This window comes from Marinobacter sp. (assembly GCF_033722195.1).
GTDB lineage: Bacteria > Pseudomonadota > Gammaproteobacteria > Pseudomonadales > Oleiphilaceae > Marinobacter.
On the sequence record NZ_JAWVZL010000009.1, the window covers coordinates 15,066 to 37,206 of the forward strand.

At 64.9% G+C, this 22,141-nt stretch carries 18 protein-coding genes and 4 tRNA genes; 10 read left to right on the top strand and 12 right to left on the bottom strand.

Annotated features, from left to right (window positions below; translation table 11 throughout):
- Positions 1 to 74 precede the first annotated feature (74 nt).
- A complete protein-coding gene (locus tag R3280_RS03135; protein ID WP_318997125.1) occupies positions 75 to 860 on the top strand; it encodes a ZIP family metal transporter in 786 nt (261 codons plus the stop codon).
- A gap of 15 nt (positions 861 to 875) precedes the next feature.
- Here the strand turns inward: R3280_RS03135 and R3280_RS03140 are convergent, their stop codons facing one another.
- Positions 876 to 4,595 carry a DUF1631 family protein gene (locus tag R3280_RS03140; RefSeq protein ID WP_318997126.1) on the bottom strand — a complete coding sequence of 1,240 codons (3,720 nt, stop codon included), beginning with the start codon at positions 4,593 to 4,595 and terminating at the stop codon, positions 876 to 878.
- Positions 4,596 to 4,855: 260 nt separating this feature from the next.
- On the opposite strand from R3280_RS03140, the gene R3280_RS03145 reads away from it, so the two are divergent.
- Both R3280_RS03145 and R3280_RS03150 read left to right on the top strand, forming a co-directional pair.
- Entirely contained in the window at positions 4,856 to 5,035 is a 180-nt protein-coding gene (locus R3280_RS03145; protein ID WP_318997127.1) for a hypothetical protein, read from the top strand.
- Positions 5,036 to 5,037: 2 nt separating this feature from the next.
- Positions 5,038 to 5,517, top strand: coding sequence for a DUF6231 family protein (locus tag R3280_RS03150; protein WP_318997128.1), 480 nt, complete (start codon positions 5,038 to 5,040; stop codon positions 5,515 to 5,517).
- A 6-nt stretch (positions 5,518 to 5,523) separates the two neighbouring features.
- Here the strand turns inward: R3280_RS03150 and R3280_RS03155 are convergent, their stop codons facing one another.
- Positions 5,524 to 6,888, bottom strand: a complete 1,365-nt coding sequence (locus tag R3280_RS03155; protein WP_318997129.1) for a ribonuclease J — start codon at positions 6,886 to 6,888, stop codon at positions 5,524 to 5,526.
- Between the two features lie 95 nt (positions 6,889 to 6,983).
- On the opposite strand from R3280_RS03155, the gene R3280_RS03160 reads away from it, so the two are divergent.
- Entirely contained in the window at positions 6,984 to 7,628 is a 645-nt protein-coding gene (locus R3280_RS03160) for a hypothetical protein (protein WP_318997130.1), read from the top strand.
- A 59-nt stretch (positions 7,629 to 7,687) separates the two neighbouring features.
- Here the strand turns inward: R3280_RS03160 and R3280_RS03165 are convergent, their stop codons facing one another.
- Positions 7,688 to 8,308, bottom strand: coding sequence for an L-threonylcarbamoyladenylate synthase (locus R3280_RS03165; RefSeq protein WP_318997131.1), 621 nt, complete (start codon positions 8,306 to 8,308; stop codon positions 7,688 to 7,690).
- 13 nt (positions 8,309 to 8,321) lie between these two features.
- The gene (locus R3280_RS03170; RefSeq protein ID WP_318997132.1) at positions 8,322 to 8,654 is read right to left on the bottom strand and encodes a BolA family protein; all 333 of its coding nucleotides are present in this window, start codon (positions 8,652 to 8,654) and stop codon (positions 8,322 to 8,324) included.
- Positions 8,655 to 8,861: 207 nt separating this feature from the next.
- Between R3280_RS03170 and R3280_RS03175 the strand changes: the two genes are divergently transcribed.
- The 4 genes from R3280_RS03175 (at position 8,862) to R3280_RS03190 (ending at position 16,176) form a co-directional block, all read left to right on the top strand.
- Positions 8,862 to 11,078, top strand: a complete 2,217-nt coding sequence (locus R3280_RS03175) for a DNA topoisomerase III (RefSeq protein WP_318997133.1) — start codon at positions 8,862 to 8,864, stop codon at positions 11,076 to 11,078.
- Between the two features lie 96 nt (positions 11,079 to 11,174).
- A complete protein-coding gene (locus R3280_RS03180) occupies positions 11,175 to 11,909 on the top strand; it encodes a response regulator transcription factor (RefSeq protein ID WP_318997134.1) in 735 nt (244 codons plus the stop codon).
- Positions 11,910 to 11,913: 4 nt separating this feature from the next.
- On the top strand, positions 11,914 to 13,545 hold the full coding sequence (locus R3280_RS03185) for a FecR domain-containing protein (protein WP_318997135.1): 1,632 nt from the start codon (positions 11,914 to 11,916) through the stop codon (positions 13,543 to 13,545).
- 33 nt (positions 13,546 to 13,578) lie between these two features.
- On the top strand, positions 13,579 to 16,176 hold the full coding sequence (locus R3280_RS03190) for a CHASE2 domain-containing protein (protein ID WP_318997136.1): 2,598 nt from the start codon (positions 13,579 to 13,581) through the stop codon (positions 16,174 to 16,176).
- Positions 16,177 to 16,187: 11 nt separating this feature from the next.
- Here the strand turns inward: R3280_RS03190 and R3280_RS03195 are convergent, their stop codons facing one another.
- The gene (locus R3280_RS03195; protein WP_318997137.1) at positions 16,188 to 16,388 is read right to left on the bottom strand and encodes a fibronectin type III domain-containing protein; all 201 of its coding nucleotides are present in this window, start codon (positions 16,386 to 16,388) and stop codon (positions 16,188 to 16,190) included.
- A 16-nt stretch (positions 16,389 to 16,404) separates the two neighbouring features.
- Here R3280_RS03195 and R3280_RS03200 point away from each other — a divergent pair, with 16 nt between their 5' ends.
- Positions 16,405 to 16,764 carry a hypothetical protein gene (locus R3280_RS03200; protein ID WP_318997138.1) on the top strand — a complete coding sequence of 120 codons (360 nt, stop codon included), beginning with the start codon at positions 16,405 to 16,407 and terminating at the stop codon, positions 16,762 to 16,764.
- Between the two features lie 194 nt (positions 16,765 to 16,958).
- On the opposite strand, the gene R3280_RS03205 is transcribed toward R3280_RS03200, so the two are convergent.
- Positions 16,959 to 17,035: transfer RNA gene (locus tag R3280_RS03205), tRNA-Met, on the bottom strand.
- Positions 17,036 to 17,269: 234 nt separating this feature from the next.
- A complete protein-coding gene (locus tag R3280_RS03210) occupies positions 17,270 to 18,589 on the bottom strand; it encodes an acetyl-CoA C-acetyltransferase (RefSeq protein ID WP_318997139.1) in 1,320 nt (439 codons plus the stop codon).
- Positions 18,590 to 18,804: 215 nt separating this feature from the next.
- Here R3280_RS03210 and R3280_RS03215 point away from each other — a divergent pair, with 215 nt between their 5' ends.
- Positions 18,805 to 20,214: a 3-oxoacyl-ACP reductase gene (locus tag R3280_RS03215; protein WP_318997140.1), complete on the top strand. Its 1,410-nt coding sequence runs from the start codon at positions 18,805 to 18,807 to the stop codon at positions 20,212 to 20,214.
- Positions 20,215 to 20,353: 139 nt separating this feature from the next.
- Here R3280_RS03215 and R3280_RS03220 read toward each other — a convergent pair.
- From R3280_RS03220 to R3280_RS03240, 5 genes are all read right to left on the bottom strand, one after another.
- Positions 20,354 to 20,429 (bottom strand) — tRNA-Val (locus tag R3280_RS03220).
- 25 nt (positions 20,430 to 20,454) lie between these two features.
- A tRNA-Asp gene (locus R3280_RS03225) sits at positions 20,455 to 20,531 on the bottom strand.
- 68 nt (positions 20,532 to 20,599) lie between these two features.
- Positions 20,600 to 20,675: transfer RNA gene (locus tag R3280_RS03230), tRNA-Val, on the bottom strand.
- Positions 20,676 to 20,805: 130 nt separating this feature from the next.
- The gene (locus R3280_RS03235) at positions 20,806 to 21,078 is read right to left on the bottom strand and encodes a hypothetical protein (protein WP_318997141.1); all 273 of its coding nucleotides are present in this window, start codon (positions 21,076 to 21,078) and stop codon (positions 20,806 to 20,808) included.
- A gap of 136 nt (positions 21,079 to 21,214) precedes the next feature.
- Entirely contained in the window at positions 21,215 to 22,075 is an 861-nt protein-coding gene (locus R3280_RS03240; RefSeq protein ID WP_318997142.1) for a DUF2846 domain-containing protein, read from the bottom strand.
- Positions 22,076 to 22,141 lie beyond the last annotated feature (66 nt).

The following is a 22,141-nucleotide window of genomic DNA, read 5'->3' on the forward strand; positions in this document are numbered from 1 at the left end:
GAGCGTAAGCTACTGTATACTCATCGCGAATCCCCCGGTGCCGGTAATACCCCGTGCCCGATTCAGGAGTTTGAATGCTGGAAGACGTCAACATTGTAGTCCTCGGCACGGTGGCCAGCCTCATCGCCGGCATGGGCACCGGCCTCGGCGCCTTGGGGGTTTTCCTGGTGCGCAGGCTGTCCGACCCGCTGCAGGACAGTCTGCTGAGCGCCGCCGCCGGCGTGATGCTGGCGGCTTCCTTCTTCTCGTTGCTGCTACCGGGCATCGAATACGGTGAGCAGCTGACGGGCCAGACCTGGAGTGCCGCCCTGATCGTCATCGCCGGATTGCTGATGGGTGCCCTGGCCCTCTACGCCATCCACCAGCGCCTGCCCCATGAGCATTTCAATCTGGGCCGGGAAGGCCCGGATGCGGCCCACATCCGCCGGGTATGGCTGTTCATCATCGCCATTGCCCTGCACAATTTCCCCGAGGGCATGGCGGTAGGCGTGGGTTTTGGCGGCGGCAACATCGGCAACGGCCTCGCCCTGGCGGTGGGCATCGGCCTGCAGAACATTCCCGAAGGCCTGGCAGTGGCGGTGTCGCTGCTGGCCATCCAGCACTCCCGGATCAAGTCGTTCGCCCTGGCCTTCCTGACCGGGCTTGTCGAGCCTCTGGGCGGTCTGTTCGGGGCCGGCATGGTGTGGCTGGCAGAACCCCTGATGCCCTGGACCCTGGGCTTTGCCGCCGGAGCCATGCTGTTCATCATCAGCGACGAGATCATTCCGGAAACCCACCGCGGCGGCTACAAGACCCTGGCCACCTTCTCGCTGCTGGGAGGGTTTGTGGTGATGATGTTCCTCGATGCCACCCTGGGCTGAGGTGCCAGGCAGAGTTCAGCTGCCCGCCGGCCTGCTGGCAACCGGCGACTGGGACAGGCTTTCCAGGGGCTTGGGACGGGCAATCCCGAAGCCCTGGGCGTAATCCACCCGGATCTCCCGCAACGCCTCGAGGGTTTCCATGTCCTCCACGTATTCGGCAATGGTGCGGGCACCCAGGAAGTGGCTCAGCTCGTTGATGGAGCGAACCATGGCGTAGTTGGTGAGATTGTCCGCCAGCCCCCGGATGAAGACTCCGTCAATCTTGACGAAATCCACCGGCAACTGCTGCAGATAGGCGTAGGAGGACAGTCCGGTGCCGAAATCGTCCAGCGCAAACCGGCACCTGAGACGTTTCATCTCCATCATGAAGTCCGCCACGTAGTGCAGGTTGGCCACCGCCGCCGTCTCGGTGACCTCGAAGCAGAGTTTTTCCGCGGGCACCTGGCCCTGGCGCACCCGCTGCTCCAGATAGGCCAGGAAGCCGTCGTCGCTCAGAGAGGCGCCCGAAAGGTTGATATTGAGGGCGCCCAGAGCCTCCACCTGGGCCGGGTTGGCGGCCATCCAGTCAAAGGTGTGTTCCACCACCCAGCGATCCACCCGGGCACTGCGGCGATAATGCTCGGCAGCCTCGATGAAGGGCTGTGGCGACACCTCCCGGCCCCGGTCATCGGTCAGCCCCAGCAGAATTTCATAGGACGGCAGGTCCTGAGCGCCGTCAATGGGGGCAATCCTCTGCGCACGCAGCGACAGGCCACCCTTTTCCAGGGTGCGGTCGATGGTGGATACCCAGGACAGCATGGTTTTCTGGTTCTGCTGCTGGCCCACCCCCACGAGCTCCACCCTGTCACCACCGGCCTTCTTGGCGCCCTTGAGGGCGAGGTTACTCTGGTTCAGCACTTCGCTGCTTTCCGGCGACTCCGGGCTGAACGGGTTGACGCTGATACTGACGGTGGTGGGGAATTCCTTGTCATCGTGCCGGAAGCGGGCCTCCCGGATACTCTTGCGCAGGCGCTCCGCCAGATCCAGCAGGTCTGCCGTTGCAACGGGCGCCAGCGCCAACCCGAACTCGTTGCCGCCCAGCCGCCCCAGCAGGTTATGCTCCGCCTCCGGCCGGGCCTGGCGAATGAGGTCGGTGATGGACTTGAGCAGGCTGTCGCCGGCGGCGGTACCATAACTGGCGTTGACCACACTGAACTGGTCGATGTCGAAACACAGCAGGCCACCGTCCATCTCGTCGCTGCGCAACCGCCCCAGCAGCAGACCCAGCTGTTTTTCGAATTCGTGGCGGTGCATGCAGCCGGTGAGCGGGTCGTGGGTGGCACGGTGGGTCATTTCCCGATGCAGATCCTGCACGATGTCATACAGGCTCTGGTCGATGAAGGGCACCTCATCCTGTTCCACCAGGGCGATCTCACCCCGCTCAAAGCGCTCCACCAGTTCGTGCAGCTGGAAGTCCACCTCATGCATGCCCTGGGAGGTGAGGAAAACGAAGCGATAGACGTCCCTGCCACCCCAGACCAGGCGCATGCGTTTGTAGCTGCCGTTGGGCTGGCGCTCGGCGATCCAGTCCCCGACCTGCAGCTGGTGGGCCCGGCGCGACCAGCGGCTGGCATCGGGGGCTGGCACCGGCGGCGGCGCTTCGTGGCTTTCTCCCACCGGATACACCACCACTTCCTGGCGGGGGGACGGCGCCTCATCGGACAACTCCGCTGCCAGGCGACGGAGCACATCCCGTTGCCCCTGGGGATGGCCGAGGCTCGCCAGGGAGCGCTCGACCATCTGCAGCAGGGCTCCGCTTTCCAGTTCCCGTTCGAAAGCCAGTTCTTCCCGCCCTGCATCCGGTCCCAGCCACGCCAGAAGCTGGGCCAGCAGGTCAAACTGCTCCGACAGCGCCGCACTCTCCGGACCCTCCTTGAGCAGGGTCAGCACCATCAGCTGGTCCCAGCCCTCCGCCAGCAGATCCAGCACCACCGAGGGCACCTGCTGGCCGGCCAGCAGGTCGTTGAGTCGCAGCCGCACGTGCTGCCGGGCCTCGCTCAGGCGCTGCTGGCCCTCCAGGGTCTTGGCGATACGCTCGGCGTTACGCAGGAACGACTGTTCCTGGCGCTGAACCAGGGTCCGCAGCCGTCCTCCCAGTTCCCTGAACAGGCCATCATCAAGACGGTCGGCGCTCACCAGCCGGTCGATCACATCCGATACCGTGCGCTCCAAGTGCTGGCTTGAGATGCGCTCTGCCAGACACAGGCTCATCAGGTCGTTGACCATGGCCCGGGCCGGGTGGGATTCGTCGCCGAGGAAGGCAGGGTTGGAGAGCATCACCTCGAACACCGGCAGTTTGAGCTGGTCCAGTTGCTGCTTCAGGTTGTCCCGCAGCCTGGGGGACGCCGCCAGGGGGTCGAACAGACGGTCCACCAGCCCGGCCCGGTCCCAGTCCTGGCTACCCAGAGCCTGCATCAGCTGCGGGTGACTCTGGCCGGCATGTTCCAGCAGGCGGGTCAAACGGCCCTGGTGCTGGGCCAGTTTCTGGCCCAGGGCGGCCCGCAGGGGCTGCAACTGCGACATGAGTTCCCCGGCCGATGCGGCCGGCGTAACGGGTACCCTGTCCGGCTCGCGAACCAGCGCCATCATCCGCAATACCGCGCTACGGTCGGTATCGCCATTGCGGATGGTTCCGTTGCCGGCCCCGGCTGCAACCGGGTCAGGCCGGTCCGTGACCTCCAGGCCGGCCCGGGAAGCCGGTTCCGACGGCCAGGTCAGGGGCAGCTGCTCCATGTCCAGCACCCGCAGGCCATGCTGGCGGAAACTCTCCAGCAACGCCCGGACCATCACCGGCCAGTGTTCGTTGAGTGCCGCACGGAAACCCTGGTACAGCAGGTGGCGGGCCCCGGATTCCAGACCGGCCTGGAAAGCCGCGTACTGCAGGCACTGGCACAGCGGTATGGGGGCCAGCGGGTTGCTGCGCTCATTGATGTCGGTGAGGGCGAGTTGGGCCACCGCCTGGTTGATCTGGAAGCAGCGATTGCGATGACCGGTCACCAGCGACGAGGCCACCGCCTGCAGCTCCAGCCAGTCCTCGAACAGGACCTTGTCCACCACCGCCAGCTTTGGCCTCGGCTGGACCGGCGCATCGCCATTATCCAGGGCCTGCAGAAACGGCTGCCAGTACGCCCGGAAAGCCCGCTCCAGCCGCCCACCCTGAGTGGTGAGCAGCTTCCGCAGGCCCTTAAGCTCAGTGACATCCGGCAGGGAGCCGGACTGCTCCAGGCGGGCCCGGACAAGCCCGAGGGTTTCTTCGGCGGTGGTCTGCAGCAGCCGCCCCATCAGCTCCCGGCAGCATTCCTCCAGCAACTGCCAGAGCCGCTGGCGGGTAGCGGAATCCACAATCGCTAGACGGCGGTGGGTGGGTTGATTGCGGATCAGGCTCTCCACCAGCTCCTGCGCCGGATACAGAAAGGCCACGCCAATGCTGGTGCCCGACACCCGGCGCACCCGTGCCATGGCGCGAACGTGACGCTCCCGGCCGGCCTCGGTGAGGAAAAGATGCACTTCCAACACCGGCGCCCGGGCGCCGGCCAGGTGCGTCAGCAGTTGCCCGGACGGCAGGTTCTCCAGCCACATTCCACCTGCGCACACGTTGGCCAGTTCGCAACCCACCGGGTCGAAACCACGGGCCACCACCAGCGCTTCATGGCGAACCGGGTGGCGATAGTGGTGACGGCGATCAGCAGTCGGCATGGCGGGCTCCCGGCCGAACGGGGGAAACGCGATCCGGGCGGAGCATTGCGCCGCAAAGAGAGGGACCGAGTCGAGGGCGAGAGACGAACGGCTGGGTGTGAGACAACATCAACGGCATCCTGTCCAACTTCTAACCCCCAAGTTTAGGCCAATTCGGAGCTTAATACCGAACGAAATCCACGGTATCACCCGCGGTCGTCCAATGCGGGCAGGTTTGACGTACACTTTGATAACGTCGACAACCCTGACAGGAGGACGCCATGTCCGTTGTGAGCCAGATCAACGCTGAACTCGAGCAACTGCCCGCGGCCGCCCGGCAGCAGGTCCTGGAGTACGCCCGCGCACTCCGCCAGGGCCTGGAACACAGTGCGGCCCGGTCCGAGGCTGAAACCGAGGATGCCGAGCAGGTGGAAAGACAGTCCACCCTGGGCCATTCCTGACCATGGCACCCTCACCCACCAGCGTGCTGCAGGACCTGATCAGCCACTGCCAGCCCAGACGTCTGCTGGCGATCGGGCCACTCGCCGGGGAACTGGCCCGGGCCTGGCTCAGCCACCAACCGGAGGCTGAGATCGCGGTGGCGGAGTCGCCGGACATCGCGGCTGAAGCTGATCTTTCCCGGCCCCACGACCTGGCCCTGGTGACCGACACCCTGGAAGCCCTGAGCCCGCAGCAGGCAATCCTGCTGCTGGGACACCTGCGCAACTTCGGCACCCAGCAGATCGCCGCACTCAGCGACGACCATCGAGGCCTCGAATTCAGTGACTTCATCGGCCTGGGCTTTGTCCGCCAGGCCCATTTCGAGGGCCCGCCACCGCAGACCCTGTTCACCTACAACCTGGCCAGCTACAACCGCAAGCGGGACTGGAACAACGCCCGCAACTGGGCCAATCCCGAGATGTGGGACAAGGCCCGCTGGTAACGCCGCCTAGGACAGCGGTGTCAGCGTGCCTTTCACCAGCCCCCAGCGACCGGTGGGCGCCGCCCCCCGGCGAATACCCGCCACCGGTTTGATCATGAACAGGTCGCCGTTTTGGCCCACCAGCTGCCTGGGCACCCCCACCGCCTTGGCCAGGCCGGCGTTGGCCGCCATGTGAACGGCTTCGCCATGAACGGGAATCGCCACCCGGGGCCGCACCCACTGGTACATCAGCCGAAGCTCGTCCGCCGCCGGGTGGCCCGAGGCGTGGATCGGCAGCTCGGTCTGGTCGGCGGTGATGACTTCCACCTGTCTGTCCCGTAGCCGGTCCACCACGCGCTGGATGGCGTCTTCATTGCCGGGTATGGCGCGGGCGCTGAACACCACCCGGTCGCCCGGCTCCAGGGTCAGGTCGGGATGACTGTCAGCCGCCAGGCGGTGCAGCGCGGTTCTTGGCTCGCCCTGGCTGCCGGTGGCCACCGCCAGTACTTCCCGTGCCGGCAGGTAGCCCAGGTGACCGGGCTCGATCAGGTCGGAGCGGCTGTCCCACAGGTCCGCGGCCCGGGCCGCCGCTGCCATGTTCATCAGCGAGCGCCCGAGCAGGCCCATGTAGCGGCCGGTTTCCCGTGCCACCGCCGCCAGGGTGTGCAGGCGGGCAATGTTGCTGCCAAAACAGCACACCACCACCCGGCCTGGTGCCGAAGCCACCACTTCCCGAAGACCGTGGCGCAGCTGGCCTTCCGAATGGGTGTGACCGGCCACCAGGGCGTTGGTGGAATCACAGACCATGGCCTCGACGCCCTCTTCGCCCAGTGCCTGGAAGGTGGCAGGGGAATAGCCATGGCCCAGCACCGGGTGATCGTCCAGCTTCCAGTCACCGCTGTGGAACAGGCTGCCGGCGGGGGTGCGGATCATCAGGGCGTTGGGATCGGGAATGGAATGGGTCAGGGCCAGCCACTGCACCTCGAACGGGCCGATGCGGCGGCGTTCGTCCACCGCCACCTGAAAGATCGGCACCTGCTCCAGCAAGCCGAATTCCGCCAGCTTGCGGCGCAGGATCTCCGCAGTGAAGCGGCTGGTATAAACCGGGCAGCGCAGCAACGGCCACAACAGGGGTACCGCCCCGATGTGGTCTTCGTGGCCATGGGTGATCACCAGGCCCGCCAGCTGCTCCCGGCGGTCGGCGATGAAGGCGGGGTCCGCCATCAGCCGGTCGGCGCCGGAATCGGCCCCGGGCTCGCCGGGGCGGGGAAAGGTAACGCCGCAGTCCACCATCAGCCACTGGCCGTCATGGCCGTAGAGGTTGAGGTTCATGCCGATCTCGCCGCATCCCCCAAGCGGCAAAAACCAGAGGTCCTTTTGATCAGGTGTCATAGGGTCGGTATCCCGAGTCGTTCAGAATTTTTTGGCGCGAAAACTGCTTATACCCTGGAAAACGTCTGTTTTACGTCGGCACGGGAGGGTTCGTTGTGTCACTACTCACTTCGCTGGCTCGCGCCAGCGCCAGTTTTCTGCAGGCCACCGAGCAGCGCGGCCAGGCCACGCCGGCGGCCGGCACAGCGCCGGCCGCCAAGGCTCCGGAGCAGGCCAGCGGCAAGCGCGACGGCGACGTCACCCTGAATGGCGGCGATCTGCCCAAGGCCTGGTCCCGGCTGGCGGTCAAGCAGTACAAGACTGACGTGGGGCAGGATTCTGCCTTCGTCAAAGAGACTCTGCGGCACAAACTTGCCGAGTACAACCTGAACCCGGCCACCCGGGTGGGCCTGGAAAAATCCGCTGACGGCAGGCTCAGCCTGAGCGCACGGCTACCGGAAAACACCCGGGTGCAAATCGAGCAGGATCTAAACAACAACAAGCCGTTCCGCGAGGCCTTCAGCCGCCTCAGCGTCAACGAGCCCACCCTGGCGTTCGTGGACACCGCGGTTAAGCTCAATCGCGCCTACGGTGTCAGCAACCCCCTGCTGGATACTCTGGTAAGCGAGAATCAGCAATTCAATGGCCTGCAGGACCTGGTCCACCGCTACGACAGCCTTCGCCGCACCGTCAGCTCGGAGCAGGTCGAAGCCGCCGGTGGTCAGCGTGGCTACGCCTTCAGTTTCAATGCCCAGGCCTGACCAGCCCTGGGCCCTTCGCCCATGCCTGGCCACGGCCGGCGCGGCTTGATTGGGCCGGCTTACTGAAACGGCGCCGGGTCGCCCTTGCCCACCCGCGTCACGGCGGGAATCTGATCGGTCATGTCCACCACGGTGGTGGCTTCCGCGCCGCAGAAACCGCCGTCGATGATCAGGTCCAGCTCGTGCTCCAGACGGTCGCGGATCAGTTCCGGGTCGGTCATCGGCTGCTCGTCCCCGGGCAGGATCAGGGTGCTGCTCATGATCGGCTCGCCCAGTTCCTCCAGCAGCGCCTGCACAATGGCGTTGTCCGGCACCCGCATGCCGATGGACCGGCGCTTGGGATGCATCAGGCGGCGCGGCACCTCGCTGGTGGCGGGCAGGATGAAGGTGTAGGGGCCGGGCGTGAAGTTCTTCAGCAGCCGGTACTGGGTGTTGTCCACCTTGGCGTAGGTGCCGATATCCGACAGGTCCCGGCATACCAGGGTGAAATTGTGCTTGTCGTCCAGCCGGCGGATGCGCTTGATGCGGTCCGCCGCCTGCTTGTCACCCAGATGGCAGCCGATGGCGTAGGCGGAGTCGGTGGGATAGACCACCACCCCGCCCCGGCGCAGGATTTCCACCGCCTGGTTGATCAGCCGCTTCTGGGGGGTTTCCGGGTGAATCTGGAAAAACTGGCTCATATCGGCTCCCCGCTCAGGCCTGACGCGCCGGGTCGCGCTTGGAGCCACCCATGCACTGGGGCGAATCCGGCGCCGTGCCCTGACGCTCGGCCCATTCGGCGGGCGTGTAGAGGTGCAGGGCCAGCGCGTGGACGCCTCCGGCCAGTTCCGCGGCCAGGGTGCGGTAGATGGCCTGGTGACGCTTGACCTTGCCCATCCCCTCGAAAGCCTCCGCCACCAGGGTGACCTTGAAATGGGTTTCCGAGTTCTTCGGCACACTGTGCATGTGGCTCTCGTTCTCCACCTGCAGGTGGACCGGCTGATACTCGGCGTTCAGTTTCTGCTCTATGGCCTGTTGCATGGACATTGCCAGACTGCTCCAGAATCGATCGTTTCGAAGGTGCGGCTGATACCGGATGACCCGTCCTGACCATGGCCCCGGCACTGTTCAGCCCTTGCCCGCAGTGTACACCAGCCAGCGCTGGACTGCTTGACACTCCCCGGCGGATTGGCCATCTTCCCTGTCCCTTGTTCACCACCCGGAAGCCGGACCGGTGCCGGCCGCTGATACCCCATGCGCCTGTTCATCGCTGAAAAACCCAGCCTGGGCCGCGCCATCGCGGCTGCCCTGCCCGGCCCCATGGCGAAAGGCCAGGGTTTCCTGCGCTGCGGCCAGGGCGATGACGCCGTGGTGGTAAGCTGGTGTATCGGCCATTTGCTGGAACCCGCCGAACCGGGCCAGTACGATCCCCGCTGGCAGCGCTGGCACCTGGCGGACCTGCCGGTGTTCCCGGACCAGTGGCAGCTCGCCCCGAGGGACAGCGCCAGGCAACAGCTGACGGTGCTCTCCGGCCTGATCCGCAAGGCCAGCAGCATCGTGCACGCCGGCGACCCCGACCGGGAAGGCCAACTGCTGGTGGACGAAGTCATCCGATATGTCGGCGCCACCTGCCCGGTGGAGCGGGTGCTGATCAACGACCTCACGCCCCAGGCCGTCGCCCGCGCCATCAGCCGGCCCGAGGACAACCGTCTTTTCCGCCGGCTGTCCCATTCCGCCCTCGCCCGCCAGCGCGCCGACTGGCTGTACGGCATCAACCTGACCCGGCTTTACACCCTCAATTACCGGCAGCAGGGCGAACAGGGGGTGTATTCGGTCGGGCGGGTCCAGACACCGGTGCTGGGGCTGGTGGTTCAGCGGGATCAGACCATTGCCCACTTCGAGCCCCGGCCCTTCTTCCGGATCCAGGCCCATTGCCGCGCCACCGAAGCCGAAGACGACACACCCTTCGTCGCCCGCTGGCTGGTGGACGAGGCCTATCGGGATTACCTGGACGAGGACGACCGCCTGCTGGACCAGGAGGTGGCAACGCGCATCGCCGCCGACATCGAAGGCCGCCCGGGCACCGTCACCCAATCCCGCTTCCGTGACCGCAAGGAGCCACCACCGCTGCCGCTGTCACTCTCGGTGCTGCAGATCGAGGCCGGGCGACTGTTCCAGATGGCCGCCAAGGACGTGCTGGACACGGCCCAGAGCCTGTACGAAAAGCACCAGCTGATCACCTACCCGCGCTCGGACTGCCGTTACCTGCCGGAAGGTCATTTCGAGCAGCGCCAGGGTGTGGTGAACGCCATCACCCGGGTGGCCCCGGAACTGGAGGGGGCCGCCGGCAGCGCTGACCTCAGCTTGCGCTCGGCGGCCTGGAATGACGCCAGGGTGGATGCCCACCACGGCATCATTCCCACGGCCCGCAGCCTGGCCCCGGCCCGCCTAAGCCCTACCGAGGCGAAAATCTACGAACTGGTGGCCCGCTATTACCTCATGCAGTTTCACCCTGACGCCATCCACCTGGAGGGCCGGCTCGAGATCCGTATTGGCCAGCACGCTTTCCGGGCGTCGGAAACGGCCGTCTTCAGTGCCGGCTGGAAGAGCCTGGAGCTCCGGCAACGGGAGGCCGCGGTCAACGCCGAGCGCACCCCACTGCCCAGACTGGACAAGGACGAGCCGGTGCTCTGTGAGCGCAGCGAAGTCACCGAGCGCCAGACCCAGCCGCCCCAGCATTTCACCGACGCCACCCTGCTTTCGGCCATGACCCACATCGCCCGTTTCGTCAGCGACAAAGAGCTGCGCAAGACCCTGCGGGAAACCGATGGCCTGGGCACCGAGGCCACCCGGGCCAGCATCATCGAGACCCTGTTCCGGCGGGACTACCTGAACCGGGAGGGCCGCTTCATCAAATCCACCGCCAAGGGTCAGGCCCTGATCGGCGCCCTGCCGGCGGCCATCAGCCGACCGGACATGACCGCCCGCTGGGAGGCCACCCTGGAACAGATCCGCCAGGGCGAGGGCGATCCCAGAGCCTTCATCGCTGCGCTGAAGGAGCAGATCCGGGCCTTCATCCAGCAGGCGGGGACCACGACTCACCCGGGTGCAACGCCGGCGGCGACGGCCGGGCAAGCGCCGGTTGCCGAAGGCATCCACTGCCCCAAATGCCGGGCCCCCATGCGTAAACGCAGCGGCAAGTTCGGCGAATTCCACGCCTGTACACGCTTCCCGGCCTGCAAGGGAACCCGGCCCCTGGAAAACTCTATGCCGAACGACGGTACCGGCCAGAAACCAATACCCTGCCCCAAGTGTTTTTCACCCCTGGTGCGCCGGCAGGGCAAAAAAGGTTGGTTCTGGGGCTGCAGCAATTACCCCGGTTGCCGACAAACAGTAGACGACCTGGACGGCAAACCGGCGCTGCCCAACGATCCCGGGCAGGCCCCGTTGTTACGCAAATCTACAGAATGACACGGACCCGGGCCCCGGGATTTGGCAGAATAGGATCCGTATCAATAGACTTGCCGTCGCTTTGTGTCGGGTTATCTTGGGAGTGGGAGTAGCTTCATGCGAATTGCGTTGCTGGAAGACGAAGCGGAACAGGCCCAGCATATCCAGTCGATTTTGGCGGAAAAAGGCCATCACTGTGATGCCTTCGGCACCGGCCAGTCGTTCCTGAGCGCGGTTCAGCACCGCAGCTACGACCTGCTGGTCCTGGACTGGCAGATCCCCGACATGACCGGCGTGGACGTCCTGCGCCAGATACGGGCGCAACTGGACTGGCCCATCCCGGTGGTATTTCTGACCCAGCGGGATGGCGAGCAGGACATCGTCCAGGCCCTGGACGCCGGCGCTGACGATTACCTCTCAAAGCCGGCCCGGCCGGCGGAGCTGATGGCCCGCATCAACGCCCTCGCCCGCCGCACCAACCCGGATGCGGACAAGGAAATCCTGGCCTATGGCCCCTTCCGCATCGACACCCGCAGCCGCATCATTACCCTGCACGGGGACGCCCTGACCCTGACTGACAAGGATTTCGACCTGACCCTGTTCCTGTTCAAGAACCAGGGCCGGCTGCTGACCCGGGATGTATTGCTGGAGCGGGTCTGGGGCGTCAGCCGCGACATCAACACCCGCACCGTGGACACCCACATGAGCCGGCTGCGACGCCGCCTGGGCCTGAACCCGGAGAACGGCTTCCGCATCAAGACCATCTACCAGCGCGGCTACCGCCTGGAGGCCATGGCCGTGGCGCCCGCTGGCGCGCCAGAGACCGACGAGCCCCAGGCCCTGGATGCATGACGGCATGATCGCAGCGGGCATCAACAGGGTCCTGCCGACCCTGCTGGCAGTCTTTCTGGTGTGTACCGGTGCACGGGCGGAACTTCCGGTCACCACCGGGTCCCATGCCGGCTACGCTGCGCCGATGGGCGACGACCGCCCGGAGTGGCGCTACAGCCTGCAGGCGGGCGAATCGCTGTCGCAGGTGGCATCGGACCTGCTGTCGCCCCAGTACACCAGCCAGCAACTGGCCCAGTACAACCGCATTGGCAACCCCGCCCTGCTCAAAGGTGGCGACCGGATCCGCATCCCCCTGCTCTGGCTCAAGCGCCAGCCGGAGCCAGCCACCCTGGTGGCCGCCTCGGGCCAGGGTTACATCCGCCTTGGCGGTAATGGCCAGACCCTGCCACTTGAGGCCAGCGCCCTGCTGCGGGCCGGCGATGAGGTGGTTACCCAGAGCGGCAACGCCACGCTGCGCTTGGCGGACGGCTCCACCGTGCGGGTTCACCCCAACAGTCACCTGATCTTGAACCGGCTCACCCAGTATGGCCGCAGCGGCATGGTGGACACCCGGCTGCGGCTGGAGCGGGGCCAGGTCAGCACCGAGGTGGAGCCGCTGGTAGAGGGCGGCGCCCGCTTCGAGATCGAAACCCCCTCCGCCGTTTCCGCCGTGCGGGGCACCCGTTTCTCTCTGGAAAGCACCAGCGGTGTCAGCCGGTTGCGGGTCACCGAGGGCACGGTAGCCTTCGGCCCGATCGGCAGGAGCCAGCCGATTCCTGCCGGCTACAGTGCCACTGTAGACGCGCGCACGCCCAGGCTCCTGGATATCCGCCGCCTGCCGCCGGCACCACAGACCCAGCCCCTGCCGGACCAGCTCACCCGGCTGCCGGTAACGCTGGCCTGGGCCGACGATGGCGCGCCGGCCCACCAGCTGGAGGTGTTTGACGCCGAAACCGGGCACCCGGTGCTGAGCCGACGCACCCAGGACACCTCGATGGACCTGGGGCAGCTGGATAACGGCCGCTACCGGGTTCAGGTGTCGGCTCTGACCGGTAGCGGTGTGCCGGGCCTGGCCTCGGAACAGGAGATCGATGTTGCACTCCAGGCCATGGCCGCCGAACTGGTCTCGCCGGCCCCCGGCGCCACCGTCGACGACGACATGCCGGAGTTCCGCTGGGAATTGCGCAGCAGCAACGAGGTGGCCCGTCTGGAGGTGTCCGAGCGCGAGGATTTCGGCACCCTGGTGGCCAGCAGCGAATGGGCCGAGGACACCAGCGCCCTGCCCTCCCGCCCCCTCAGCCCCGGTCAGTATTACTGGCGGGTGGTGACCGAAGCGGGTGGTAACTCGGTGGCCAGCACTGAACCCCGCGCGGTAGTGGTGAACGGCACGCTGCCCCCGGCCCGGATTATCAACATCAATTACATCGACAGCCAGGTCCGCATCTTCTGGCAGCGGGTGGACACCGCCAACAACTACCTGCTTCAGCTGGCGGAGGACCCTTCTTTCCGCAACATTGTGAAGGAAGCGACGGTCGGAGATACTACCGCAGCCTTGCGCCTGATTCCGGGTAGGCGGTATTTTGTACGCTTGAAGGCGTTGTCCGAAGGGCCTTTGGCGAGCCGCTGGGGGCCGGGACGGGAGCTGTTTATCGAGTGATCCTCGAAATCTTTCCAAAGTGACACGGGGCCCATGAAACGGGATTGGCTGTTCTCTCAATACATATCCTGGACTCTGGCCCTGCCCCTCATTGCGGCACTGCTGCTGATCAACCAGACCGAAGCTCCCGAGCGGCTCGACCGCTGGCTCTATGACGCCCTGATCACCGCTTACCCGGCGGCCGCGGCGGACGACCTGGTGATTGTCGGTATCGACGAGCAGAGCCTCGAGCAGATCGGTCGCTGGCCCTGGCCCCGCAGTGTCCACGGCGAGCTGGTCCGCAAACTGGACCAGGCCGGTGCCCGCACCATTGTGTTCGACGTGCTCTTCCCGGAGCCCAGCCCTGAAGACCACGCCTTTGCCGCCGCCATGGCCGAGCATCAGCGGGTGGTGCTGGCGCTGCACCTGGCGCCACCGGCCAGCAACCGGCTGATCACCGACGTCCTGCCCGCCCGGCCACTAACCGAGGCCGCCGCCGCCCTGGGCCACGCCCATGTGGAACTGGATACCGACGGCCTGGCCCGGGGCCTGTACCTTTACAACGGCCTCAGCGACCGGCTCTGGCCCAGCCTGGGCCTGGCGGCCCACCAGCTCAACAGCATCGCCACCCCGACCGGTGCCGAGCCGGCCGAGGAGGCGGCGCCGTTCATCAACGTACGCCGGGACTTTGTTGCCGTACCGCTGGCCGGTCGTGCCGGTACACTGCCCACCGAATCCTATGTCGAGGTACTGAACAACCCGCCCCGGCCCGAGCGTTTTGCCGGCAAGACCGTGTTCGTCGGTGCCACGGCGGCCGGCTTTGGTGACGTGCTGCCAACCCCATTCTCCGGCCACGCCGACCCCATGTCGGGGGTCGAATTCCACGCCAGCGCCTACTCTGCCCTGAAGACCGACGCCCTGATCCACCGGCTGGAGGGCAGCATCCGCTGGTGGCTGCCGGCCCTGGTCCTGTTGCTGCTGTCGATCAGCCTGCCCCGGCTGCGGCCCTCCAAGACCCTGTCGGTCTGCTTGGGGCTGGCTGCGGCCCTGATGCTGGCAATGGCGGCCGCACTGCTGTTCGGGGGTGTCCATGTGCCGGTGGCCATGGCGTTGCTGATGCCGGTGCTTGCCTTCCCGGTCTGGAGCGCCCGGCGGCTGTCCATGACCAACCAGTTTCTCAACCGGCAATTGGACGCCCTTGGCCGGGGCCGGCAGCTCAACCTGTCAGAACCCGCCAGCCGGCACCCGGCACAGCTGCTGGAGCACCTCCGGCACCTGCTGCAGGCCCGGGGCTGGTGGTTGTCCGACGGCGACGACGTCCTGAGCTGTGACAACCTGACAGCGCAGGACCGCCCCAGCCTGCCGGTGCCGGGCCGATGGGTCCACCTCAACAACCAGAGCTGGATCCGACTGCAGCGAGGCAGCAAGAGTTACGACCTGGGCCTGCTGCTGCCCCACTCCCTCACCCGGGAAGCCAGCCAGCGCTACCTGGAGCGCCTTGCCCTGGCCAACCGCCGGGCCGCCCTGCGGCCACACCAGATCCGGGAGAACATTTCCGGCCGTATCGAGCGGGTGCGGCAGGCCACCGAGCGCCTCAACAGCATGCAGGCTTTCATCAGCCGCAGCTTCGAGCGCATGCCGGACGGCATCATCGTGGCGGATGCCCTGGCCATCATCCAGTTCACAAACGGTCATATCGAGGAATGGTTCGGCGAGCCCCGCCCGAGTCTCATCGGCATGTCACTGACCCGCCTGCTGCAGGGCCATGACCCCCGGGAGACGCCACCCTGGCACAAGACGGTGTCCGAGACGCTGACCCTGCAGCAAAGCCGCACGGTGGATTTGCGGGTGCGGGGCAAGGATTTCCTGATTCACTTCGCGCCCTTCGACCTGCCGGACAGTCACCAGAGCGGCATCATTGCCAATATCGCCGATATTTCCGAGTTGCGGGCCCAGCAACGCCAGCATCGCGAGGCCATCGACTTCATCTCCCACGACGTGCGTTCGCCGCTGGTGTCCCAGCTGGCGTTGATCGAGCAGCTCAAACGCAGTCCCCAGGCCATCGAGGCGGGCCAGCTGGACCAGCTTGGCCGCCTGGCCCGGCGCAGTTACCAGCTGGCGGAGGAGTTCGTGCAGCTGGCGCGGGCCGAACAGCTCACCGAAACCCGGTTCTATGAGTGCGAATTTCTCGCCATTGTCGAGAATGCCCGCGACAGCGTCAGCGAGCAGGCGGCGGAGAAAGGCATTCGCCTGCAGCTGTTGGGCAATGAGGATATCTGGCTCAGCGGCAACGCCGAGCTGCTGGAGCGGGCGGTGATCAACCTGCTCACCAACGCGGTGCAATACAGCGACAGCGGCTCCACCGTCACCATCCAGGTTTTCGAGGCCGGCCACCAGGCCTGCCTGACGGTGAGTGACGAGGGGGTGGGCATAGCGCCCGACGAACTGCCGTACCTGTTCGACCGTTATCGCCGCCAGAAAAGCAGCGAACTGTCGGGCAATCACGGCGCCGGACTGGGACTGTCATTTGTCAACGTCGTGGTGGAGAAGCATCGGGGCGAAATCAAGGTGGAGTCCGAGGAAGGTGCAGGCTCCACCTTTACCCTGAAGCTGCCGGTGGCAGCCCCGCGATCGCCGTTCGGAAGGCACTGACGGCCACCCGGTCAGATGGTCTTGCTGACAATCTCGGACGGCGCGCTCACCAGGCCGTCCACGTCCACGACCTGGATGGCAAAGTACCAGCGGCCGTTACTCAGATTGGCGACCGTGTAATCCATGGTGCTGGCTTCATTGATCTCTATGCGACGGTCCAGGTTGTTTGCGTTCTGGCCATAAAGAATGACGTAGCCCTGCAGCTCTCCCATTGCCAGGCCCTCGCCATTGACCCGCGTGGCCGGCGCGTTCCAGCTCAGGGAAGCGGTTTTGGCCAGGCCTGTGGAGGCCGTACCGGTGCTGGCGGTATCACCACCGGATCCGCCGCAACCCGCAAGAACAAGCACCAAGCCAAATACTGTAAAAATCCTGGAAAATGATTTATTGACGCACTTCAGCATACTTCCGCACCATTTTTCCGACGACTTTGTGAAATCTTATGAAATCAGCTGGGCAGTGTGCGTGCGGTACGTCTTTTTTTCGATTACAGATTTGTCAATTTTTTGTCACAGCAAGTTGCCTAAACCATTGATGAATGACGGCTGGCGCCGCTTTTTTACAAGAAATGAAATCAACATTTTTATATAACTGGCGGGAGTGAAAGCGGAAAGCTAATGAGAAAATGGCACAAGAAAATGTGACATCCTGTTCATGATAGTTTGAGGAATGGAGAAATCGTAATCATTTGACCAGGCTTTGAGGGCCTTTCAGGCCTGCGCAATGGCCGGGGCTTGTGGGGCGCGCAATAAAAAAGGCCAGTCCGAAGACTGGCCTTTCAAAGATGGTAGCGGGGGCAGGATTCGAACCTACGACCTTCGGGTTATGAGCCCGACGAGCTACCAGACTGCTCCACCCCGCAATAAAACTTTGTGCTCACATCTAACTCTGAGCTTCCCTGATGGGTCGGCTCAGAACCCGAAGGTTGAGAACTCCCTTCGGCTTTTTGCAAGTTGGGGAGCCCGACGAGCTACCAGACTGCTCCACCCCGCAATAAAACTGTTGTCGCCGTCGGTACTTGGCACCTGTCGACGAGGAACGGCATGTTACGAGTCCATGCCGTACAAGTCAACGGCAACTCAGCGTCTTTTCGGAATCAACGCTCCAGGATCGCGGTAACCCCCTGGCCGCCGGCGGCGCAGATGGAGATGAGACCACGGCCACTGCCCTTCTGGGCCAGTTGCTTGGCCAGGGTGGCGATGATGCGACCGCCGGTGGCGGCGAAGGGGTGCCCCGTGGCCAGACTGCTGCCCTTGAGGTTCATCTTGTCCCGGTCGATGCTGCCGAGGGGTTTGTCAAGGCCCAGCCGCTCCTTGCAGAAACGGGGGTCCTCCCAGGCCTTGAGGGTGGACAGCACCTGGGCGGCGAAGGCTTCGTGGATCTCGTAGAAGTCGAAATCCTGGAGGCTGAGGCCGGCCTTTTCGAGCAGACGGGGCACGGCGTAGGCTGGGGCCATGAGCAGGCCCTCCTTCTTGTCGACGAAGTCCACCGCCGCGACCTCCACGAAAGTCAGGTAGGCCTGAACCTCCAGCTTGTGCTCCCGGGCCCAGTCTTCGCTGGCCAGCAGCACGCAGGAGGCACCGTCGGTCAGGGCGGTGCTGTTGGCAGCGGTCATGGTGCCCCGCTCACGATCGAATACGGGCTTGAGGGAGGCCAGCTTCTCCAGCGTGGTGTCCGACCGCAGGATGTTGTCCCGGTCCAGTCCCGCCAGGGGGGTCATCAGGTCCTCGAAAAACCCTTCCTCGTACGCGGCAGCCAGTTTCTTGTGGCTCTCCAGCGCCAGCTTGTCCTGGTCCTCCCGGGGAATACTCCACTCATGGGCGGTCACCTGGCAGTGCTCGCCCATGGACATGCCGGTACGAGGCTCGCTGTTCTCGGGAATGCTGGGTACCAGGTGCTTGGGGCGGAAACGGCTTATGGCCTTGAGGCGCTCGCCGGCGGTCTTGGCGCGGTTCAGGTCCAGCAGGATTTCCCGCAGACCCTCGCCGACACCGATGGGGGCGTCTGAGGTGGTGTCGGTGCCACCGGCGATACCCACATCGATCTGCCCCAGGGCGATCTTGTTGGCCACCAGGATGGCCGCCTCCAGACCGGTGCCGCAGGCCTGCTGGATGTCGTAGGCGGGTGTTTCCGGCGCCAGGCCGGCGCTGAGCACCGATTCACGGGTCAGGTTGAAGTCTCGGGAGTGCTTGATCACCGCACCGGCCACCACTTCGCCCAGGCGCTTGTCCTGGAGCTTGAAACGATCCACCAGGCCGCGCAGGGCGGCGGTCAGCAACTCCTGGTTGCTGATCTTGCTGTAGACGGTGTTGGAGCGGGCGAAAGGAATGCGATTGCCGCCAATGATCGCAACCCGACGGATGGCCGGTGCGCTCGCCGGTGTCTTGCTGGGGGTGCTGCTTTTGGTCTGTGCCATAATGTCGTCCTGTTCAGTTGTCGTGGTGCGCCTGCGGGCGGAATCGATATCTTGAAGCTTTGCAGTCTAACGCCCAGTCGCGGTCACTCATTGGCATCCCTGACACCGGCCATACTGGGTGCAGTCAATCCAAATTCAGACGTTTACCCTAACATGGTTGCCAGTCCACATCGTTGATCGCGCCTCACTGGCCAAGGAAGCATAAGGAACCTACCATGTCCGATCTCTACCTCAAGTTCGTCAACACCCCCTTCGGCAAGACCGCCGCCCAGTCCCTGGGCCTGCCCTCCCCGGTCCCCCTCCGGCGCCAGGATGGACCCGGCGAATCCCTGCCCACCGGCGATGTCCTGTTGGGGGCGGCAAACGGCGGTAAGGCTGTGAAGGAAGTCGGCAGCCTGCTGGCCGGCACCGACGCCAGCCTGCATCACGCCGACAGTGTCGAGACCCTGGTGGACTCCGCTGGCGCCGGCCAGCAAAGCAGGCCTGTGGACCTGACCGCAGAGATCAGCCAGAGCTTTGAAGCGCTGGTGTTCGACGCCACCGGCATCAAGGACACCAGGGAGTTGCGGGCACTTTACGACTTCTTCCACCCAACCATCCGCAAGCTGGGCCGTAACGGGCGGGTGCTGGTGATCGGACTGGATCCCGGCAACTGCCGGAAGCCGGCCCAGGCCGCCTCGCAACGGGCACTGGAAGGTTTCGTTCGCAGTGTGGCCAAGGAGATCGGCAAGAAGGGCGCCACCGCCAACCTGATCTGGATGGCCAGCACCGCCGCCCGGCAACTGGACTCCACCGTGCGCTTTTTCCTGTCGTCTCGTTCGGCCTACGTGTCCGGCCAGTGCGTCCGCATCGGCAAGAGCGCCGGCACCGTGACCGTGGACAATCAGGCCAGGCCGCTGGACGGCAAGGTTGCTCTGGTGACTGGCGCCTCCAGAGGCATTGGCGAGTCCATTGCCGAAGTGCTGGCGCGGGACGGCGCCACCGTGATCGCGCTGGACATCCCCGCCGCCAAGGAGGACCTGGAAAAGGTGGCCAAGCGCATCGGCGGTGAGGCCCTTGCCTGTGACATTACCGATGACAAGGCACCCAAGACCATCGCCGACTTTGTCGAGAAGGGCTACGACGGCCTGGACATGATCATCCACAACGCCGGTATCACCCGGGACAAGACCCTGGGCAACATGCCTGAGCATTTCTGGGACATGGCGATTGCGGTCAACCTTACCGCCGAGGAGCTGATCAACGACGCCCTGCTGGAGCGGGAGCTGCTTCGGGAGAACAGCCGGATTGTCTGCGTGTCCTCCATCAGCGGCATTGCCGGCAACTTTGGCCAGACCAACTACGCCACCTCCAAGTGCGGCGTGATCGGCTACGTGGAGGCGCTGGCGCCCCAGCTGAAGAACGGCATGACCATCAACGCCGTGGCGCCGGGCTTTATCGAGACCCAGATGACCGCCGCCATGCCGCTGACCATCCGTGAGGCCGGCCGGCGCATGAACAGCCTGTCCCAGGGCGGCCTGCCGGTGGACGTGGCGGAAACCATCGCCTGGTACTGCAGCCCTGCCTCCACCGGTGTGAACGGCAATACCGTGCGGGTGTGCGGGCAGTCGCTGATTGGGCGCTAGGTTTTCGCTTTGGGCGCCTGTGGCGCCTACCCCTCTCCCTGGCCCTCTCCCACAAGGGGAGAGGGGAATTAGCCAAACGCCAGACACGACAAATCACCGCAGGAGCGGTTGGCGTCGAATCGGAAATGAAGAGGAAAAATGGTGGGTGGTACTGGGATCGAACCAGTGACCCTCGCCTTGTAAGGGCGATGCTCTCCCAGCTGAGCTAACCACCCGGGAATTCGCTACTAGCGTAATAGATGGCGGAGCGGACGGGACTCGAACCCGCGACCCCCGGCGTGACAGGCCGGTATTCTAACCAACTGAACTACCGCTCCACTGTGTTCCGGCGAGCTGCTGCCGCCAGAACCTGCACCCGGTTTGGGAAACCGGAGCTACCGAAAAATGGTGGGTGGTACTGGGATCGAACCAGTGACCCTCGCCTTGTAAGGGCGATGCTCTCCCAGCTGAGCTAACCACCCATTTTTTCGGCTACCTGCTTGATTTGGCGTTGCCATCTCAACCAAGTGAGAGGCGCATTTTAAGCATTTGGATGGCACTGTCAAATCTTTTCCGAGATTTTTCCAGCTGCCGTTTCCGGACCCGGAAAGTTCAGGCCTTCTGCTTGCGGGCTCCGGCTTTTGCCGGTGACTTCGGAGCCTTCTTCGCCCGCTTGCCCTGCCCCGCCAACTTCGCCTTGCGCTCCAGCTCGAGCCGGCCGATCCGGGTCTTGCGATCCTCCGGCAGGGCCTTATCCGCCAGCGAGCAGTTCAGCCGGTCAAGCCGCTCCCTGGCCTGGCTCACGCCTTCTTCCACGGCCCGGCGCAACCGCGGGCCCCACTCGTCGGCAAGATGGGCCAGACGCTGGCCTACTGACTGCCTCAAAGACATAACCGACAACCTCTTCCACAGGATGTGAGACAAGTCTAGTCTTGAGGTGCCTGTCAGACAATTGTGCAGGCTGCCGGAGAGGCGGTTTTTTCGGCCAATCGTGCCGTCGCGCCTGGGGGCCGGGCGGAGATCAGAAGATCCACCAGCCATCGCCCTCGGCCGCTTCCCGCTCTTTCTCCAGCCGTGAGTAAGCCTGCTCGCGCTCACGGATCTTGCGGTCGGATTCCAGCGGCACCGTGGGGCCACCGCCGAACGGCCAGTACCAGGGTGCTTCCCGGTATTGGCCCGATGCCTTCAGACGCTCGATTTCCTCTTCACGGGCCTCTTCCAGGGCGGCCATGTCGCGCTCGTAGTCATCGTCCTGGTTCACCTCCACAAGGGAGGTGGCGGCATGGTTGGGCGCCAGCATGTCACTGTTCAGAAAGCGGGTGGACATGATTTCGTCCGGTCCCATGGCCACCTCCCGGGTCACCAGACGCAGGTCGCCCTGAGCCAGCGGATGCTCCGGGTCCAGGGCGGGATGGGGCGTTTCCGGCGTGGACACTTCGCTGTAGCGCAGATAGTAGATCTGCCCCGGCTCCACCGTCAGGGTGGCATCGGCGATCAGACTCAGGCTGAAGCTGTTGAGGCCCTCCAGTCCCAGCAAGGGCCGGCGCATGGCGATGTGACGCTCGCCCGGGGCCACTTCCAGCCAGGTATAGCTGTCGTTACGGAAGTTGAAGTAGTGGTGGTCGTCCACGTAGACGCTGGGGGACTCGATCTCATCCGCCGCCCACTGGGAATGGGGGCGGTAGAAATAGATCAGGGCGTTGTCCCGGCTCCACTGGTCGTTGGCAATATGCACGAAATCCGGGCCGGACACCGGATGCAGGAAGCCCCCGGTGCTCTTGCCAATGGACTGGTAGACGGTACAGCCGGACAGCAGCCCCAGGGCCAGCACAGTCAGGACCAGGGACCAGCGGGGAGCGGCGGGGTATAGGCGTGGGATCATCGGCGGCGCATCTCTTCGGTCGGTATCTGGGGACCGATGATAGCAACTGCCGCGAGGCCGAAATGA

Coding starts and splice junctions, on each gene's coding strand:
- R3280_RS03150 (WP_318997128.1), top strand. CDS start 5,038: ATGGCACCCTCACCCACCAGCGTGCTGCAGGACCTGATCAGCCACTGC.
- R3280_RS03140 (WP_318997126.1), bottom strand. CDS start 4,595: ATGCCGACTGCTGATCGCCGTCACCACTATCGCCACCCGGTTCGCCAT.
- R3280_RS03215 (WP_318997140.1), top strand. CDS start 18,805: ATGTCCGATCTCTACCTCAAGTTCGTCAACACCCCCTTCGGCAAGACC.
- R3280_RS03155 (WP_318997129.1), bottom strand. CDS start 6,888: ATGACACCTGATCAAAAGGACCTCTGGTTTTTGCCGCTTGGGGGATGC.
- R3280_RS03180 (WP_318997134.1), top strand. CDS start 11,175: ATGCGAATTGCGTTGCTGGAAGACGAAGCGGAACAGGCCCAGCATATC.
- R3280_RS03135 (WP_318997125.1), top strand. CDS start 75: ATGCTGGAAGACGTCAACATTGTAGTCCTCGGCACGGTGGCCAGCCTC.
- R3280_RS03185 (WP_318997135.1), top strand. CDS start 11,914: ATGATCGCAGCGGGCATCAACAGGGTCCTGCCGACCCTGCTGGCAGTC.
- R3280_RS03210 (WP_318997139.1), bottom strand. CDS start 18,589: ATGGCACAGACCAAAAGCAGCACCCCCAGCAAGACACCGGCGAGCGCA.
- R3280_RS03170 (WP_318997132.1), bottom strand. CDS start 8,654: ATGTCCATGCAACAGGCCATAGAGCAGAAACTGAACGCCGAGTATCAG.
- R3280_RS03175 (WP_318997133.1), top strand. CDS start 8,862: ATGCGCCTGTTCATCGCTGAAAAACCCAGCCTGGGCCGCGCCATCGCG.
- R3280_RS03190 (WP_318997136.1), top strand. CDS start 13,579: ATGAAACGGGATTGGCTGTTCTCTCAATACATATCCTGGACTCTGGCC.
- R3280_RS03165 (WP_318997131.1), bottom strand. CDS start 8,308: ATGAGCCAGTTTTTCCAGATTCACCCGGAAACCCCCCAGAAGCGGCTG.
- R3280_RS03240 (WP_318997142.1), bottom strand. CDS start 22,075: ATGATCCCACGCCTATACCCCGCCGCTCCCCGCTGGTCCCTGGTCCTG.
- R3280_RS03145 (WP_318997127.1), top strand. CDS start 4,856: ATGTCCGTTGTGAGCCAGATCAACGCTGAACTCGAGCAACTGCCCGCG.
- R3280_RS03195 (WP_318997137.1), bottom strand. CDS start 16,388: ATGGGAGAGCTGCAGGGCTACGTCATTCTTTATGGCCAGAACGCAAAC.